A 13,180-nucleotide genomic window follows, 5' to 3' on the forward strand; every position below is an offset into this window, starting at 1 on the left:
CTCCTCAGTTGCGTAGCTCGTCGACCACGGTGACCTCTTCCTCGGTCACCTCGCCGTCGACGATCCTGTAAGACCTGAACTCCACGGGGCCGTCGTTATTCCCGTGGTCGCGCGTGCTCACCAGCACGTAGTGCGCACCCGGCTCGCTGGCCAGGCCGATGTCGGTGCGGCTGGGGTAGGCCTCGGTGGCCGTGTGCGAGTGGTAGATCACGACGGGCTCCTCGTCGCGGTCCCACATCTCCTTGTAGAGCTCCAGCAGCTCGGTGGAGTCGAACTCGTAGAACGTCGGCGACCCCGCCGCGTTGACCATCTCGATCAGCCGCTCCGGACGGTCGGACCCCTCCGGGCCCGCGACGACCCCGCACGCCTCGTCGGGGTGGTCGCGCTTGGCGTGCGCGATGATGGCGTCGTACGTCGCGCGGTCGATGGTCAACACGGGCCCAACCCTACGAGGGCGGACGCAGGTACCTGGCCGCGGTCTCACCTGCAAGGACGTCGCCGATCCGCCGCTCGATGGACTCGCTCATCGGCGGCAGGCTCGCGAGCCGCCACCACCGCACGTCGACGTTCTCGTCGTCGGCGACCCGGGCCTCGCCGGTGACCCAGGTGCAGGCGAAGGTCAGGTCCAGGTAGGCGGCCCGGTCGCCGTTCTCGTAGACGACGTCGGGGATCACGCCGACCGAGACGAGCCGGTCGACACTCACCTCGACACCCGCCTCCTCCAGCGCCTCGCGGGCCGCGGCGACGGCGGGCTCCTCGCCCGGGTCCACGATGCCGGTGACCGGGGACCACGCGCCGTTGTCGGCGCGCCTGGTGAGCAGGAGCTCGTCGTCGCGGCGGATGACGGCGGTGACACCGGGCAGCCACAGCTCGTGGGTGCCGACCATGGCGCGCAGCTCGGCCACGAACGGAGGGATCGGCATCAGCTGGTCAGCGCTCCGACCAGGGTCTCCTGGAGGTAGCCGACCCACTCGTAGATGTCGTGGGCCTGGGTGCGCGGGTCCTCGTCGGACAGCGAGTGCCAGTAGGCCTCGTCGCCCTCCTCGACGCCGAGCCGGGTCGCGAGGGCGAGCCGCAGGTCGGTGAACGACCGCATCCAGGTCTCGGCGGTCGGCTGGTCGAGCTCGACGTCGATCATCAGGCCCTCCTCGGTGAGCTCCTTGGGGAGCCCGGCCTCCTCGAGCCCGTCGATGATCGCGATCGCGGCGGCGGCCTTGCCGTCGCGCAGCGTGCCCTCAGTGAACCGGCGGAACTCCGCGGCCGCCTCCTCGTCGTGGGGGTAGGCGGTCGGGAAAAGCCGCGCCAGCACCGGGTCCTCCGGCTCCTGGGTCGGCCCCGAGAAGTCCATCATCGCCTCGAAGGGATCGACGTCGTCGCGGGGCTCCGCGGCCTCGTTGCGCAGCAACTCGACCAGCTGGCCGGCGAGCGAGCGCAGCAGGTCGGCCTCGAAGCCGGTGAAGTTGGCGATGATCAGCTTGCTGCGTCGGTGTCGCTGGAATGCACTCAACCCCAGCCCTCAGTCCTGTCTGTCCATGGTCGCCCAGAGGCCGTACTCGTGCATCGCCTGCACGTCGCGCTCCATCTCCTCGCGGGTGCCGTGGCTGACCACGGACTTGCCCTCCTCGTGCACCTCCATCATCAGCTTCTCGGCGACCTTCTTGGAGTAGCCGAAGTACTTCTGGAAGACGTAGCTGACGTACGACATCAGGTTGACCGGGTCGTTCCAGACGATCGTCACCCAGGGCTTCGCCGTCTGGAGGACGTCGTCGACGACTTCGTCGGGTGTGATGGTCGGATCGACCTCGACAGGCGCGGTCACAGCCCCATGTTGACACAGCGCCGAGACGGCCGAGTTGGCACACTGATCCCCGTGGCTGACTCCGGCTCCCGATCGACCGCGCTGCTCACCGACCACTACGAGCTGACCATGCTCCAGGCCGCCCTCCGGTCGGGCGCCGCGCACCGCCGCTCGGTCTTCGAGCTCTTCCCGCGCCGGCTGCCCGAGGGCCGCAGGTACGGCGTCGTGGCCGGCGTCGGCCGGGCCCTGGACGCCCTCGAGGCGTTCCGGTTCGACGAGCCGACGCTGGCCGCGCTCCGGGACGTCGTCGACGCGTCGACGCTGGAGTGGCTGGCGTCGTACCGCTTCTCGGGCGACGTGTGGGGCTACGCCGAGGGCGAGGCGTACTTCCCCTACTCGCCACTGCTGATCGTGGAGTCGTCGTTCGCCGAGGCGGTGCTGCTCGAGACCCTGCTGCTCTCCATCTACAACCACGACTCGGCGATCGCCTCGGCGGCGTCGCGGATGACCCTCGCCGCCGGCGACCGACCCTGCATCGAGATGGGCTCGCGCCGTACCCACGAGGAGGCGGCCGTGGCGGCGGCGCGGGCTGCGTACGTCGCGGGCTTCGCGGCCACCTCCAACCTCGCGGCGCGGCACCGCTACGGCGTGCCGTCGACCGGCACCAGCGCGCACAGCTTCACGCTGCTGCACGACACCGAGGCCGACGCGTTCCGGGCGCAGGTCACCGCCCTGGGCGAGGGGACGACCCTGCTCGTCGACACCTACGACGTCACCGAGGCGGTCCGGCTGGCGGTCGAGGTCACCGGCCCGGGCCTGGGCGCCGTCCGGCTCGACTCGGGCGACCTCGCCGTCCAGGCCGCGGAGGTGCGCACCCAGCTGGACTCCCTGGGCGCGACCGGCACCCGGATCATCGTGACCAGCGACCTCGACGAGCACGCGATCGCGGCGCTCGCGGCCGCACCCGTCGACGGCTACGGCGTGGGCACCGAGCTGGTGACCGGCAGCGGCCACCCGACCTGCGGCTTCGTGTACAAGCTCGTGGCACGCGAGTCGGACGCCGGCGAGCTGGAGTCGGTGGCCAAGCGCAGCGTCGACAAGCCGTCGGTCGGCGGCCGCAAGTACGCGCTGCGCCGGCGCTCGGCCACCGGCGTCGCGGAGGCCGAGGTGGTCGGCGTCGGCCACCGCCCGGTCGACGACGGCGACGACCGACCGCTGCTGGTGCCGCTGGTGCGGGCGGGCGAGGTCGTGGGCCGGGAGCCGTTGCCGGCCGCCCGCGAACGGCACCTGTCGGCGCGGGCCGAGCTGCCGGTGGCCGTCCAGCAGATGTCGCGAGGAGAGCCGGTCATCCCGACGATCCAGGAGTGAGCGGTAGCGTGGCCTGGCATGAAGCGTGCGTTGATCGTCACCGACGTGCAGAACGACTTCTGTGAGGGCGGCTCGCTCCCGGTGGACGGCGGCGCCCGGGTCGCCGCCGACGTCGGGGCGGTGCTGCGGGCCTGGGTCGCGCAGGGCCCCGACGCCCCGGCGTACGACCACGTGGTCGCGACCAAGGACCACCATGTCGACCCGGGTGGGCACTGGGCGGCCGAGCCCGACTACGCCGAGTCGTGGCCGGTGCACTGCAAGGTCGGCACCGACGGCGAGGCGTTCCACCCCAACCTGGACCCGCAGCCCTTCGACGCGATCTTCCTCAAGGGCGAGCACACGGCGGCGTACTCGGGCTTCGAGGGGCGCACCGTCGACGGGGTCGCGCTCGCCGACTGGCTGAGGTCGCACGACGTGACCGCGGTCGACGTCTGCGGCATCGCGACCGACTACTGCGTCCGCGCCACCGCCCTCGACGCCCTCGGCGCCGGCTTCGACACCCGGCTGCTGCTCGGGCTGTGCGCGGGCGTCGCCGCCGACACGACCGCCGCGGCGGTGGCCGAGATGGAGTCCGCCGGGGTGCGCCTCGGCTGAGGCGCTCGGTCGAGCGACAGGGCCCGTCGTACCTGACCTCAGTGTCGTATCCGGCCGAAATCACGACACTGAGGTCAGGTACGTCGGACGCAGGCGGCTCAGCACCACCTCTCGGCGAGCGTCCGGATCACGGTGAGGTTGCGGTTGGTCGCGACACCGAGGTGCTTCTCGACGGCGGCGTTCGTCAGCCTCGCCTCGTGGTAGTTCGGGCCGAGCAGCAGGTGGACGGCGCGCCCGCCGACCCTGGCCACCTCGCCCGCCGTACCGGCCGCCTCCACGGCCTCGACCCCCGCCTGCGTCGGCGGGTCCTTGAGCAGCGAGACGTAGTGGCGGCCCTCGTGGCCGTCGGCGAACCGCTCGGCGTCGGCGGCGATCTCGCGCAGCTCGGCCTGGGTGAAGACGATCGTCGGCACCTCGAAGCCCGCCTCCGCCTCGAAGGCGCTCTCGAGCGCCGCCTCGATCCGGGCCCGCGACCGCAGGGAGGTGTCGAAGCGGACGTTGCCGGTGTTGATGTAGGTCTCGACGCCGGTGCAGCCGGCGGCCTCGACCGCGGCGGCGATCGACGCCTTCGGGAACTTCCGCTTCGCGCCGAGGTTGATCGCCCGCAGGAACGCGATGTAGGTCCGAGTGGAGGCCGCCATGCGGGTGATCATCTCAGCGAAGCAGCATCGACCTCGTCCACAGCGGCCGCTGGTGGGCGGGGATCAGGCCCAGCTCGTCGAGGTATCCCGTGACCCGCTCCCCCATCCAGGCCAGCGTGTCCCGGTAGTGCGGGTTGCCGAGCGCGACCCGCCGACCCTCGCGGGGATCGATCCCCACGGCCCGGTAGGCCTCCGGGTTGACCAGGGCCCGGGCCACCAGGAACGCGGTCTGCGCCAGCGCCGCCTGGTGCCACGTCAGGGTCAGCCGGCCGAGCCGGGGCAGCATCCGCTCCACCTCGTCGCGGGCGAACGTCATGTGCCGGGCCTCCTCCAGCACGTGGATCCGGCAGACCATCCGCACCAGCGGCTGCACGCGCTCGTCCCTCATCAGCTCGCGCTGCCAGCGGTCGAGGATCTCCTCGGCCACGAGGATCGAGGCGTACGCCGAGACGCCGACGCCGACCGTCTTCATCAGCCGGCCGAGGCGATGGATGGTGGGCTGCGGGCCGTAGGACGGCACGCCGATCCGCTCGATCGCCTTGCCGAACATCAGCGAGTGCCGGCACTCGTCGCCGACCTCGGTCAGGGCGTAGTGCATCCGCCGGGAGCGCGGGTCCGCGTCGTACAGGTCGCGCACCATCATCTGCATCAGGATCAGCTCGAACCACAGCCCGACGCTGGAGATGCTGGCCACCTCGTGCCGGGACAGCTCGATCCGCTGCGCCTCGGACATCCGGTCCCACAGCGGCGTGCCGTAGAGCGACATCCGCTCGGGCTGCATGAACCAGAGCCCGTCGGCCAGCGGCGCGCCCCAGTCGAGGTCGACCTCCGGGTCGCAACTCTGCTTCGCGCTCGACCTCAGCAGCCGGTCGGGGACGGCGTCGGCCGTCGAGTCGGTCCGGGTGTCGGTCATCATCATGCGGCTCTCCCGAGTTGTCTGTTACCAGAAGTAACGGCTACCGCTAGGCTGACGCACATGCCACGCCAGGTCAAGGACGGCCGCTCTGCCCGCTGGGACGCCCACCGCGAGGAGCGCCGCACCGAGCTCGTGCTCGCCGCGGTCGCCGCGATCGACGACCTCGGCCCGTCCGCGGGCATCTCCGAGATCGCCCGGGCGGCCGGCGTCAGCAAGCCGGTCCTCTACCGCTACTTCGACGGGCTCGACGACCTGTACGCCGCGGTCGGGCGCTGGGGCGCCGACGAGGTGATGCGGCGACTGCTGCCGGCGATCCTCACCGAGGCACCGATCCGCGAGCGGGTCGGCCGTGGGGTCGAGGCCTACCTCGCGACGATCGAGCTGCACCCGCACGTCTTCCTGCTGCTGGTGCGCCACCGCGCCGCCGGCACCGACCCCCTCGCCGACGGCAAGGCCGCGATCGCGGCGGCGTTCGCCCGGATCCTCGGCGACACGCTGCGCGAGCTCGGGGTCGACACCGGCGCCGCGGAGCCCTGGGCCCAGTCGCTGGTCGGCATGGGCCTGGCGACCGGCGAGTGGTGGCTGGAGCGGCAGACCATGAGCCGGGCCGCCGTCGGCGCGCACCTGACGTCCTTCATCTGGCACGCGTTCTCCGGGACGGCCGAGGAGCTCGGCGTACCCCTGCGATCGCTGGACGCTCCGGGCGCCGTGCCCGGATCGATCACCCCGCTCGAGGAGAGGCGATGACCCACCCCGACACCCGCCACGCGCCGCGGGAGCAGTACGCCGGCCCGGCGACGCTGATCGCCGGCGAGGTCCGGCTGGAGGTCGAGGCCGACCTGCGCGGCCGCTTCGAGCCGATCGACGGCCGCTTCCACTGGTACGGCCGCCTCGCGGCCGCGACCGGGCTCGACCGGATCGGCTCCGGCGCGACCGTCACCCTCGCGACCGAGCACGGCTCGGCCGACGGCCGGCTCAGCGACATCGACCCGTGGGGGCGGCCGCGCGTGAGCGGACTGGGCCGGCCCCCGTTCTGAGGGCCGGCCATCCCCGTGACCCGCGTCACGTTCAAATACATAGGTTTCCGATGTAAAGTCGAACGGTGACCGAGACCGAGCTCGCCAGCGACCTGGTCGTGCATGCCGCGCGGCTGATCCGCGCCGTACGCCGGGAGCTGCACATGCCGGCCGGGATCCGGATCCTGTCGCTGATCGACGAGCTCGGCCCGCTGGGCATCACCCGGCTCGCCGACCTGGACCGCTCCTCGCAGCCGTCCATGTCGGGCGCCGTCGCCCAGCTCGCCGACCAGGGCTGGGTCACCAAGGCCCCGAACCCCGACGACGCACGCGCCTCGGTCGTGACGCTCACCGACGCCGGCGAGGCGGAGCTCGCCCGGGTGCGACAGGCGTTCGGCGAGCGCGTCGCCGGCATCGTCGCCGGCCACCCCACCCTCACCACCGACGATCTCGCCACGGCCGTCGCCGTGCTCCGAGCGATCCTGGAGAAAGGCCGTCCGTGACCTCGTTCCTCAAGCAACCCCGCGCCGTCTGGGCCGTCGCCTTCGCCTGCGTGATCGCGTTCATGGGCATCGGCCTCGTGGACCCGATCCTCAAGGAGATCGCTGCCGACCTCGGCGCGACCGGCAGCGAGGTCTCGCTGCTGTTCAGCAGCTACATGGCCGTGATGGGCGTCGCGATGCTGGTCACCGGCGTCGTCTCCAGCCGGATCGGCGCGAAGCGCACGCTGCTCGCCGGCCTGGTGCTGATCATCGTCTTCGCGGCCCTCGCCGGCTCGTCGGACTCCGTCGGCGCCGTGATCGGCTTCCGCGCCGGCTGGGGTCTGGGCAACGCGCTCTTCGTCGCGACCGCCCTGGCCACCATCGTCCAGTCGTCCCGGGGCTCGGTCGCACAGGCGATCATCCTCTTCGAGGCGGCGCTCGGCCTCGGCATCGCGTCCGGACCGCTGCTCGGCGGCCTGCTCGGCGAGCAGTCGTGGCGCGCGCCGTTCTACGGCGTCTCGACGCTGATGGCCATCGCCCTGGTCGCGACCGCGTTCCTGCTGCCGGCGACGCCGCCGCAGGGTCGTCGTACGTCGCTGGCCGACCCGTTCCGCGCCCTGCGGCACCCCGCCCTGCTGCTGCTCGCGCTGGTCGCGATCTTCTACAACCTCGGCTTCTTCACGCTGATGGCCGCCGGCCCGTTCGCGCTGCCGAGCTTCGGGATCATGGAGATCGGCTGGACGTTCTTCGGCTGGGGCGTGCTGCTCGCGTTCACGTCCGTGCTGGTCGCCCCGTGGCTGCAGCGGATCTTCGGCACGCTGCCGACGCTGACCGCGGTGCTCTCGCTGTTCGCGGTCGTGATGGCGCTGATGGCGGTCTTCGCCGAGCACGAGGCCGCGATCGCCGTCGGCATCATCGTGGTCGGCGCCCTGCTCGGCATCAACAACACCCTGGTGACCGAGGCGGTCATGGGCGCCGCGCCGGTCGAGCGTCCGGTCGCGTCCGCGGCGTACTCCTTCGTCCGCTTCACCGGCGGCGCCATCGGCCCCTTCGTCGCCATGAAGCTCTTCGAGCACCAGGGCGTGCACGCACCGTTCTGGTTCGGCGCCGCCGCGATCGCCGTCGGCGTGGTCATCATCGCCGCCGGCACGCCGGTGATCCGGCGGGCGCTCCACGACGCCCCCGCCGCACACTCCCCCGGCGAGGCCGAGGCGGAGCTGATCGGCGACCTGGCCTGAGGATCAGCTCCCGGACTCTCCTCACTGGATCCGTCGATCGCGGCGCCTGGGCGGATGACGGTGGTGGAGGCTTGGGGGCCGCCGGGCCGGCGTGCGGGCTTCGGCTGCTGGCAGCCGAAACCCGCGCGACACGCCGGGCCAACGCGGCGTGTCGTACGGGTTCCGGCTGTCAGGTGGGAGCCGGGGTGCTGGTGTGACCCCTGATGCGATGCCTGCGACCTGATGGGCCTCGGGACGGGGGCGGACACGTCAGCGGCGCGCGGGCGGAGTCCGCGTCGACAACCGCGCCCCGTGAGCCGACCGGGAGGGACCCGCGGCCGCGGACGGCCACCGGCCGCCGCACTGCGGTCTCGCTCAGAGGTTGCCGCGAAGCTCCTGCTCCCGTTCGATCGCCTCGAAGAGCGCCTTGAAGTTGCCCTTGCCGAAGCCGAGCGAGCCGTGCCGCTCGATGAACTCGTAGAAGACCGTCGGCCGGTCGCCCATCGGCTTGGTGAAGATCTGCAGCAGGTAGCCGTCCTCGTCGCGGTCGACCAGGATCTTGCGCCGCTTCAGCTCCTCGATCGGCACCCGCACCTCGCCGATCCGAGCGCGCAGCTCGGGGTCGTCGTAGTAGGAGTCCGGGGTGTCGAGGAACTCGATGCCGTTGTCGCGCAGGATGTCGACGCTGCGCAGGATGTCGTTGGTGGCGAGCGCGATGTGCTGGCAGCCGGCGCCGTCGTAGAACTCGAGGTACTCGTCGATCTGCGACTTCTTCTTCGCGATCGCGGGCTCGTTGAGCGGGAACTTCACGCGGTGGTTGCCGCTCGCCACGACCTTCGACATCAGTGCGGAGTAGTCGGTGGCGATGTCGTCGCCGATGAACTCGGCCATGTTCGTGAAGCCCAGCACCTTGTTGTAGAACCCGACCCACTCGTCCATCCGACCGAGCTCGACGTTGCCGACGCAGTGGTCGACGGCCTGGAAGAGCCGCTTCGGGTGGCCCTCGCGGCGCGCGACCTTGGTGGTCGCGGCGACGTAGCCGGGCAGGTAGGGACCGTCGTACCGGGACCTGTCGACCAGGGTGTGGCGGGTCTCGCCGTACGTCGCGATCGCGGCGATCCGCACCGTGCCGTGCTCGTCGGACTCGTCGTGCGGCTCGACCAGGATCGTCGCGCCCATCGCGCGGGCGTGGTCGATGCACTTGTCGACGTCCGGCACCTCCATCGCGAGGTCGACGACGCCGTCGCCGTGCTTGCGGTGGTGGTCGAGGACCGGGCTGTCCGGGGTCACGCCGCCGGTGAAGACGAAGCGGGCGCTGCCGGAGCGGAGCACGTAGGACTTCGAGTCGCGGCAGCCGTTCTCGGGGCCGCGATAGGCCTCGAGGTCCATGCCGAGCGCCAGCTGGTAGAAGGTCGCGGTCTGGGTGGCGTTGCCCACCACGAAGCACACGGCGTCCTGGGCGGTCACCGGGAAGGGGTCATGGGCGGCGTCGTACTCCACCAGCCCGACCAGCTCCTTGAGCTGCTCGAGAGTGAGGTCGGCCTTCAGCTCGTCCGGGGTCAGCGTCATGGCAGGAGCCTCGTCGCGCCAGACATTGTGTGCAACAGTACGTCGAAATACTGTGCAACCTGTCCAACATCGGGAGGCGACGTGGACGCTCTGGACGGCAGGTTGATCGACCTGTTCGCGACCGACCCGCGGATCGGGGTGCTCGAGGCGTCCCGGCGGCTCGGCGTCGCCCGGGGCACGGTTCAGGCGCGCCTGGACAAGCTCGCCACCAGCGGGGTGATCACCGGGTGGGGTCCCGAACTCTCCCCCGAGGCGCTCGGCTACCCGGTGACGGCGTTCCTCACCCTGGAGATCCGGCAGGAGCCGAGCCGGGGCGGCCACGACACCGTCGGCGCCCACCTCGCCGCGATCCCCGAGGTGCTCGAGGCGCACACGATCACCGGCGCCGGCGACATGCTCGCCCGCGTGGTGGCCCGGTCGAACACCGATCTGCAGCGGGTCATCGACCGGGTCCTGGAGACCTCCGCGATCGTGCGCTCCTCGACGGTCATCGCGCTCGCGACGCAGGTGCCCTACCGGGTCCGGCCGCTGGCCCGGACGGTCACCGATCCCCAACTCACCCAACACGGGTGAGGACCCGGGCGGGACCGCACTGTCACTGTGGCGTTCCGTCAGGCAGGAAGGTCATGGCCATGCCACCTATCGACCCGGGGGAGCTCTTCGGCAACCGTTTCCTGGACCAGGAGGTCCCGACCCATCGGTTCCCGGACGCCGGCATGACGGCGACCGACGCGATGCGCCTGGTCGCCCTCGACATGGCGCTCGAGGGCGACCCGAGCCGCAACCTCGCCACGTTCGTGACCACCTGGATGGAGCCCGAGGCCCAGCGGATCATCGCCGAGAACCTGCACCGCAACTTCATCGACCACGCGGAGTACCCCCGGACCGCCGAGATCGAGCAGCGCTGCATCCGGATCCTCGCGGACCTGTTCCACGCCCCGGGCGAGACGACCGGCGCGCGCACACAGGGCTCGTCCGAGGCGATCATGCTCGGCGCACTGTCGTTGAAGTGGAGGTGGCGCGAGCGCCGCTCGGCGGCGGGCCTGCCCACCGAGAGCCCGAACCTGGTCTTCGGCGGCGACGTGCACGTCGTGTGGGAGAAGTTCTGCCGCTACTTCGACGTCGAGCCGCGCATCGTGCCGCTCCAGGAGGGCAAGTACACGATCGGTCCCGACGACGTCGCGCCGCACATCGACGAGAACACCATCGGCGTGGCCGCGGTCCTGGGCACCACCTTCACCGGTCACCGCGACGACATCGTCGGCATCAACGACCTGCTGGTCCGGCTCAAGCGCGAGCAGGGCCACGACGTACCGCTGCACGTCGACGGCGCGAGCGGCGGCTTCGTGTGGCCGTTCCTCTACCCCGACTCCCCCTGGGACTTCCGGCTCGAGCAGGTCCGCTCGATCAACGTCTCGGGCCACAAGTTCGGCCTGGTCTACCCCGGCATCGGCTGGCTGATCTTCCGCGAGAAGGCCGACCTCGCACCCGATCTGGTCTTCGAGGAGAACTACCTCGGCAAGACCGATGCGACCTTCACCCTCAACTTCTCGACCGGCTCGGCAATGGTGCTCGCGCAGTACTACAACCTGGTCCGTCTCGGACGCGAGGGCTACACCTACATCATGCGGGGGATGCAGGACAACGCCCACGCGCTGGCGGAGCGACTCGAGCAGATCGGCGGGTTCGAGCTGATCGGCCGCGACGAGGAGCAGCTGCCGCTGGTCGCGTTCCGACTGCGCGACCACTCGAAGTACGACGAGTTCGACGTCGCCTGGCAGCTCTCCGCCGAGCGCGGCTGGATGGTGCCGGCGTACACGCTCCCGCCGAAGGCGGACAACATCACCATCATGCGGGCCCTGGTCAAGCAGAACTTCAGCCGCGAGCACGTCGACACGCTCGCCCGCGACATCGAGCAGGCCTGCCACACGCTGGAGCGCAAGGGCGGGGCCCACGAGTCCGAGCGCCAGCAGATGCTGCAGAGCCCGGGGCACTGACGCGGTCGGATCCGGGGCGGGCCCGCTCGCGGCCGGACCTGGACCCTCAGATCGCCAGGCTGACCGGCATCGTCGCGACCCAGCCGAGCGCGACCAGGAGGGTGGCGGTCCCGACGCCGCAGAGCACCCAGCGCAGCCGCCGGCTGCGGATCCGGGTGCCGATGCCGGCGAAGAAGAGGACGACGGCGTAGAGCACCACCGACAGCACATAGTTGCCGGCGCGCTGGATGTCGCGACGGACCTCGGCCGCGGAGCGCTCGGACTCGACGTCGAGCGCGGCCGCCTTCTCCTTCGCGGCGACGCGGTACTCGTCCATGGCGAACGGCGTGGGCGGCGCACCCTCCGTGGTGAGCGGGTCGGTGGCCAGCCAGGCCTCGAAGGCCGGCCGGAACTCGGGCCGGAACCGGTCCTCGTAGAAGGCCGCCATGTCGCGCTCGCCGCGCTGCTGGGCGTCGGCCCAGGCGATGAACGTCGCGACGTCCACCTGCGTCTCGGCCTGCGCGAGACCCTGGGCGCGCGCCGCCTCGATCCGGATGGCGCTGGTCCGGCTGGCGGCGGCGGCCTGCTCGCCGTTCCAGCGGGTGGCCTGGTAGCTGCTCCACGAGGTGCCGAGGGCGGCGACCACGAGCAGCACCGTGACGAGGACCTCCTGCCAGTCGCGGCCCGACCGGCCCGGGTCAGCCGGCTCGGCCATGCTCGTCACAGGGCGGGGAGACACTGACGTCGGCGGCCCGCATCTGCTGGTCCATCAGCTCCAGGGTGCGCTCCATCGCCGTCGGCTTGAGCCGACCGACCCCGTCGCCGTGCGGATGGTCGAAGAAGACGAGCAGCAGCATCATGAGCGTGATCACCAGCGTGACGCTGCCCATCAGCACGCCCTGGGTCACCGCGCCCTCCCCGCTGTCGGCGAAGAAGAGCAGGTAGACGAAGAGGATCCCGCAGACGATCCAGAGCACCAGCCACAGCGGGAGCGGGATCAGGCCCTCGGCACCGTGGATGCGGTCGACCCGGGCCTGCTCACGATCGGAGGTCTGGTCCATCCAGCGGTCATACGCCGACTGCTCCGCGTCGGTCGACGGCTCGACGGTCGAGATGGTGCGGAACATCGCCACGCCCCACGGGTTCACCTGCTCGCCGAGGGTGTCGGAGTCGACCGCGTCCCACTCCGCGCCGACGACCGAGCGGGCGTAGCAGACGAGCTCGCCGGTCAGCGTTGCCGACTCGGGAGCCGGCAGGAACTGGGCGGTCTGGACCTGCTGGGCCACGATCGTGGCCTCCGACTCGGCGCCGGCGCGGGCCTCGTCGTACGACGTGAACGCCAGGAAGATGATGAACCCGAGCAGGACCGAGAACCCGGTCGCCAGCACGCCGAACACGCCGGACGCGCGGTCGCCGTCGGTGAACCTGCTGCCCTCCGGGGCGTAGCGGCGCACGACCAGCATCGCGACGACCGCGACCGCGGTCGTCGCGATCGCGATGAACAGGGCGACGACGAGGTTCACGCCGCTCATCCTGGCGACGCCGCCATCCGGGGACATCATCCGAATCGTGTGAAGACGTCCCTGCCGATCCGCTCCTACCG

The 13,180-nt window shown here is 71.3% G+C and carries 17 protein-coding genes; 8 read left to right on the forward strand and 9 right to left on the reverse strand.

What is annotated here, in order from left to right; translation table 11 throughout:
* Positions 1-4: 4 nt before the first annotated feature.
* From FHU40_RS04340 to clpS, 4 genes are read right to left on the reverse strand one after another with little or no spacing between them, the layout of a single operon-like run.
* A complete protein-coding gene (locus FHU40_RS04340) occupies positions 5-436 on the reverse strand; it encodes a M67 family metallopeptidase (protein WP_183591021.1) in 432 nt (143 codons plus the stop codon).
* 10 nt (positions 437-446) lie between these two features.
* Positions 447-923 carry an NUDIX hydrolase gene (locus FHU40_RS04345; protein WP_183591022.1) on the reverse strand — a complete coding sequence of 159 codons (477 nt, stop codon included), beginning with the start codon at positions 921-923 and terminating at the stop codon, positions 447-449.
* Positions 923-1,507 carry a DUF2017 domain-containing protein gene (locus FHU40_RS04350; RefSeq protein ID WP_183591023.1) on the reverse strand — a complete coding sequence of 195 codons (585 nt, stop codon included), beginning with the start codon at positions 1,505-1,507 and terminating at the stop codon, positions 923-925. The genes FHU40_RS04345 and FHU40_RS04350 overlap by 1 nt, the downstream gene beginning before the upstream one ends.
* Before the next feature lie 9 nt (positions 1,508-1,516).
* A complete protein-coding gene (gene clpS / locus FHU40_RS04355) occupies positions 1,517-1,819 on the reverse strand; it encodes an ATP-dependent Clp protease adapter ClpS (protein ID WP_343057718.1) in 303 nt (100 codons plus the stop codon).
* Positions 1,820-1,825: 6 nt separating this feature from the next.
* Here clpS and FHU40_RS04360 point away from each other — a divergent pair, with 6 nt between their 5' ends.
* The gene (locus FHU40_RS04360; RefSeq protein ID WP_183591024.1) at positions 1,826-3,166 is read left to right on the forward strand and encodes a nicotinate phosphoribosyltransferase; all 1,341 of its coding nucleotides are present in this window, start codon (positions 1,826-1,828) and stop codon (positions 3,164-3,166) included.
* Between the two features lie 18 nt (positions 3,167-3,184).
* The gene (locus tag FHU40_RS04365) at positions 3,185-3,760 is read left to right on the forward strand and encodes an isochorismatase family protein (protein WP_183591025.1); all 576 of its coding nucleotides are present in this window, start codon (positions 3,185-3,187) and stop codon (positions 3,758-3,760) included.
* Positions 3,761-3,858: 98 nt separating this feature from the next.
* Here the strand turns inward: FHU40_RS04365 and FHU40_RS04370 are convergent, their stop codons facing one another.
* Both FHU40_RS04370 and FHU40_RS04375 read right to left on the reverse strand, forming a co-directional pair.
* Positions 3,859-4,401 carry a DUF1697 domain-containing protein gene (locus tag FHU40_RS04370; protein WP_183591026.1) on the reverse strand — a complete coding sequence of 181 codons (543 nt, stop codon included), beginning with the start codon at positions 4,399-4,401 and terminating at the stop codon, positions 3,859-3,861.
* A 13-nt stretch (positions 4,402-4,414) separates the two neighbouring features.
* Complete coding sequence (locus tag FHU40_RS04375; protein ID WP_246389938.1) at positions 4,415-5,320, reverse strand: AurF N-oxygenase family protein; 906 nt, start codon at positions 5,318-5,320, stop codon at positions 4,415-4,417.
* Between the two features lie 57 nt (positions 5,321-5,377).
* Between FHU40_RS04375 and FHU40_RS04380 the strand changes: the two genes are divergently transcribed.
* The 4 genes from FHU40_RS04380 (at position 5,378) to FHU40_RS04395 (ending at position 8,053) form a co-directional block, all read left to right on the forward strand.
* Positions 5,378-6,064, forward strand: a complete 687-nt coding sequence (locus tag FHU40_RS04380) for a TetR/AcrR family transcriptional regulator (RefSeq protein WP_183591027.1) — start codon at positions 5,378-5,380, stop codon at positions 6,062-6,064.
* Positions 6,061-6,354, forward strand: a complete 294-nt coding sequence (locus FHU40_RS04385; RefSeq protein ID WP_183591028.1) for a DUF4873 domain-containing protein — start codon at positions 6,061-6,063, stop codon at positions 6,352-6,354. Before FHU40_RS04380 ends, FHU40_RS04385 begins: the two co-directional genes overlap by 4 nt.
* Positions 6,355-6,419: 65 nt before the next feature.
* Positions 6,420-6,836 carry a MarR family winged helix-turn-helix transcriptional regulator gene (locus FHU40_RS04390; protein WP_252275142.1) on the forward strand — a complete coding sequence of 139 codons (417 nt, stop codon included), beginning with the start codon at positions 6,420-6,422 and terminating at the stop codon, positions 6,834-6,836.
* Complete coding sequence (locus FHU40_RS04395; RefSeq protein WP_183591029.1) at positions 6,833-8,053, forward strand: MFS transporter; 1,221 nt, start codon at positions 6,833-6,835, stop codon at positions 8,051-8,053. Before FHU40_RS04390 ends, FHU40_RS04395 begins: the two co-directional genes overlap by 4 nt.
* 354 nt (positions 8,054-8,407) lie before the next feature.
* On the opposite strand, the gene hppD is transcribed toward FHU40_RS04395, so the two are convergent.
* Positions 8,408-9,601 carry a 4-hydroxyphenylpyruvate dioxygenase gene (gene hppD / locus FHU40_RS04400; RefSeq protein WP_183591030.1) on the reverse strand — a complete coding sequence of 398 codons (1,194 nt, stop codon included), beginning with the start codon at positions 9,599-9,601 and terminating at the stop codon, positions 8,408-8,410.
* Between the two features lie 81 nt (positions 9,602-9,682).
* Between hppD and FHU40_RS04405 the strand changes: the two genes are divergently transcribed.
* The gene (locus FHU40_RS04405) at positions 9,683-10,174 is read left to right on the forward strand and encodes an Lrp/AsnC family transcriptional regulator (RefSeq protein ID WP_252275140.1); all 492 of its coding nucleotides are present in this window, start codon (positions 9,683-9,685) and stop codon (positions 10,172-10,174) included.
* Between the two features lie 53 nt (positions 10,175-10,227).
* Positions 10,228-11,598, forward strand: a complete 1,371-nt coding sequence (gene gad, locus FHU40_RS04410) for a glutamate decarboxylase (protein WP_221199498.1) — start codon at positions 10,228-10,230, stop codon at positions 11,596-11,598.
* A 46-nt stretch (positions 11,599-11,644) separates the two neighbouring features.
* Here gad and FHU40_RS04415 read toward each other — a convergent pair whose 3' ends face one another.
* Both FHU40_RS04415 and FHU40_RS04420 read right to left on the reverse strand, forming a co-directional pair.
* Positions 11,645-12,292 carry a hypothetical protein gene (locus FHU40_RS04415; RefSeq protein WP_183591032.1) on the reverse strand — a complete coding sequence of 216 codons (648 nt, stop codon included), beginning with the start codon at positions 12,290-12,292 and terminating at the stop codon, positions 11,645-11,647.
* A complete protein-coding gene (locus FHU40_RS04420) occupies positions 12,276-13,100 on the reverse strand; it encodes a bestrophin-like domain (protein WP_183591033.1) in 825 nt (274 codons plus the stop codon). Before FHU40_RS04420 ends, FHU40_RS04415 begins: the two co-directional genes overlap by 17 nt.
* Positions 13,101-13,180 lie beyond the last annotated feature (80 nt).

The sequence above is a fragment of the Nocardioides soli genome (genome assembly GCF_014191495.1).
Taxonomy (GTDB): Bacteria; Actinomycetota; Actinomycetes; order Propionibacteriales; family Nocardioidaceae; genus Nocardioides; species Nocardioides soli.

Coding starts and splice junctions, on each gene's coding strand:
- FHU40_RS04345 (WP_183591022.1), bottom strand. CDS start 923: ATGCCGATCCCTCCGTTCGTGGCCGAGCTGCGCGCCATGGTCGGCACC.
- FHU40_RS04360 (WP_183591024.1), top strand. CDS start 1,826: ATGTTGACACAGCGCCGAGACGGCCGAGTTGGCACACTGATCCCCGTG.
- FHU40_RS04365 (WP_183591025.1), top strand. CDS start 3,185: ATGAAGCGTGCGTTGATCGTCACCGACGTGCAGAACGACTTCTGTGAG.
- FHU40_RS04370 (WP_183591026.1), bottom strand. CDS start 4,401: ATGGCGGCCTCCACTCGGACCTACATCGCGTTCCTGCGGGCGATCAAC.
- FHU40_RS04375 (WP_246389938.1), bottom strand. CDS start 5,320: ATGATGATGACCGACACCCGGACCGACTCGACGGCCGACGCCGTCCCC.
- FHU40_RS04380 (WP_183591027.1), top strand. CDS start 5,378: ATGCCACGCCAGGTCAAGGACGGCCGCTCTGCCCGCTGGGACGCCCAC.
- FHU40_RS04385 (WP_183591028.1), top strand. CDS start 6,061: ATGACCCACCCCGACACCCGCCACGCGCCGCGGGAGCAGTACGCCGGC.
- hppD (WP_183591030.1), bottom strand. CDS start 9,601: ATGACGCTGACCCCGGACGAGCTGAAGGCCGACCTCACTCTCGAGCAG.
- gad (WP_221199498.1), top strand. CDS start 10,228: ATGGCCATGCCACCTATCGACCCGGGGGAGCTCTTCGGCAACCGTTTC.
- FHU40_RS04415 (WP_183591032.1), bottom strand. CDS start 12,292: ATGGCCGAGCCGGCTGACCCGGGCCGGTCGGGCCGCGACTGGCAGGAG.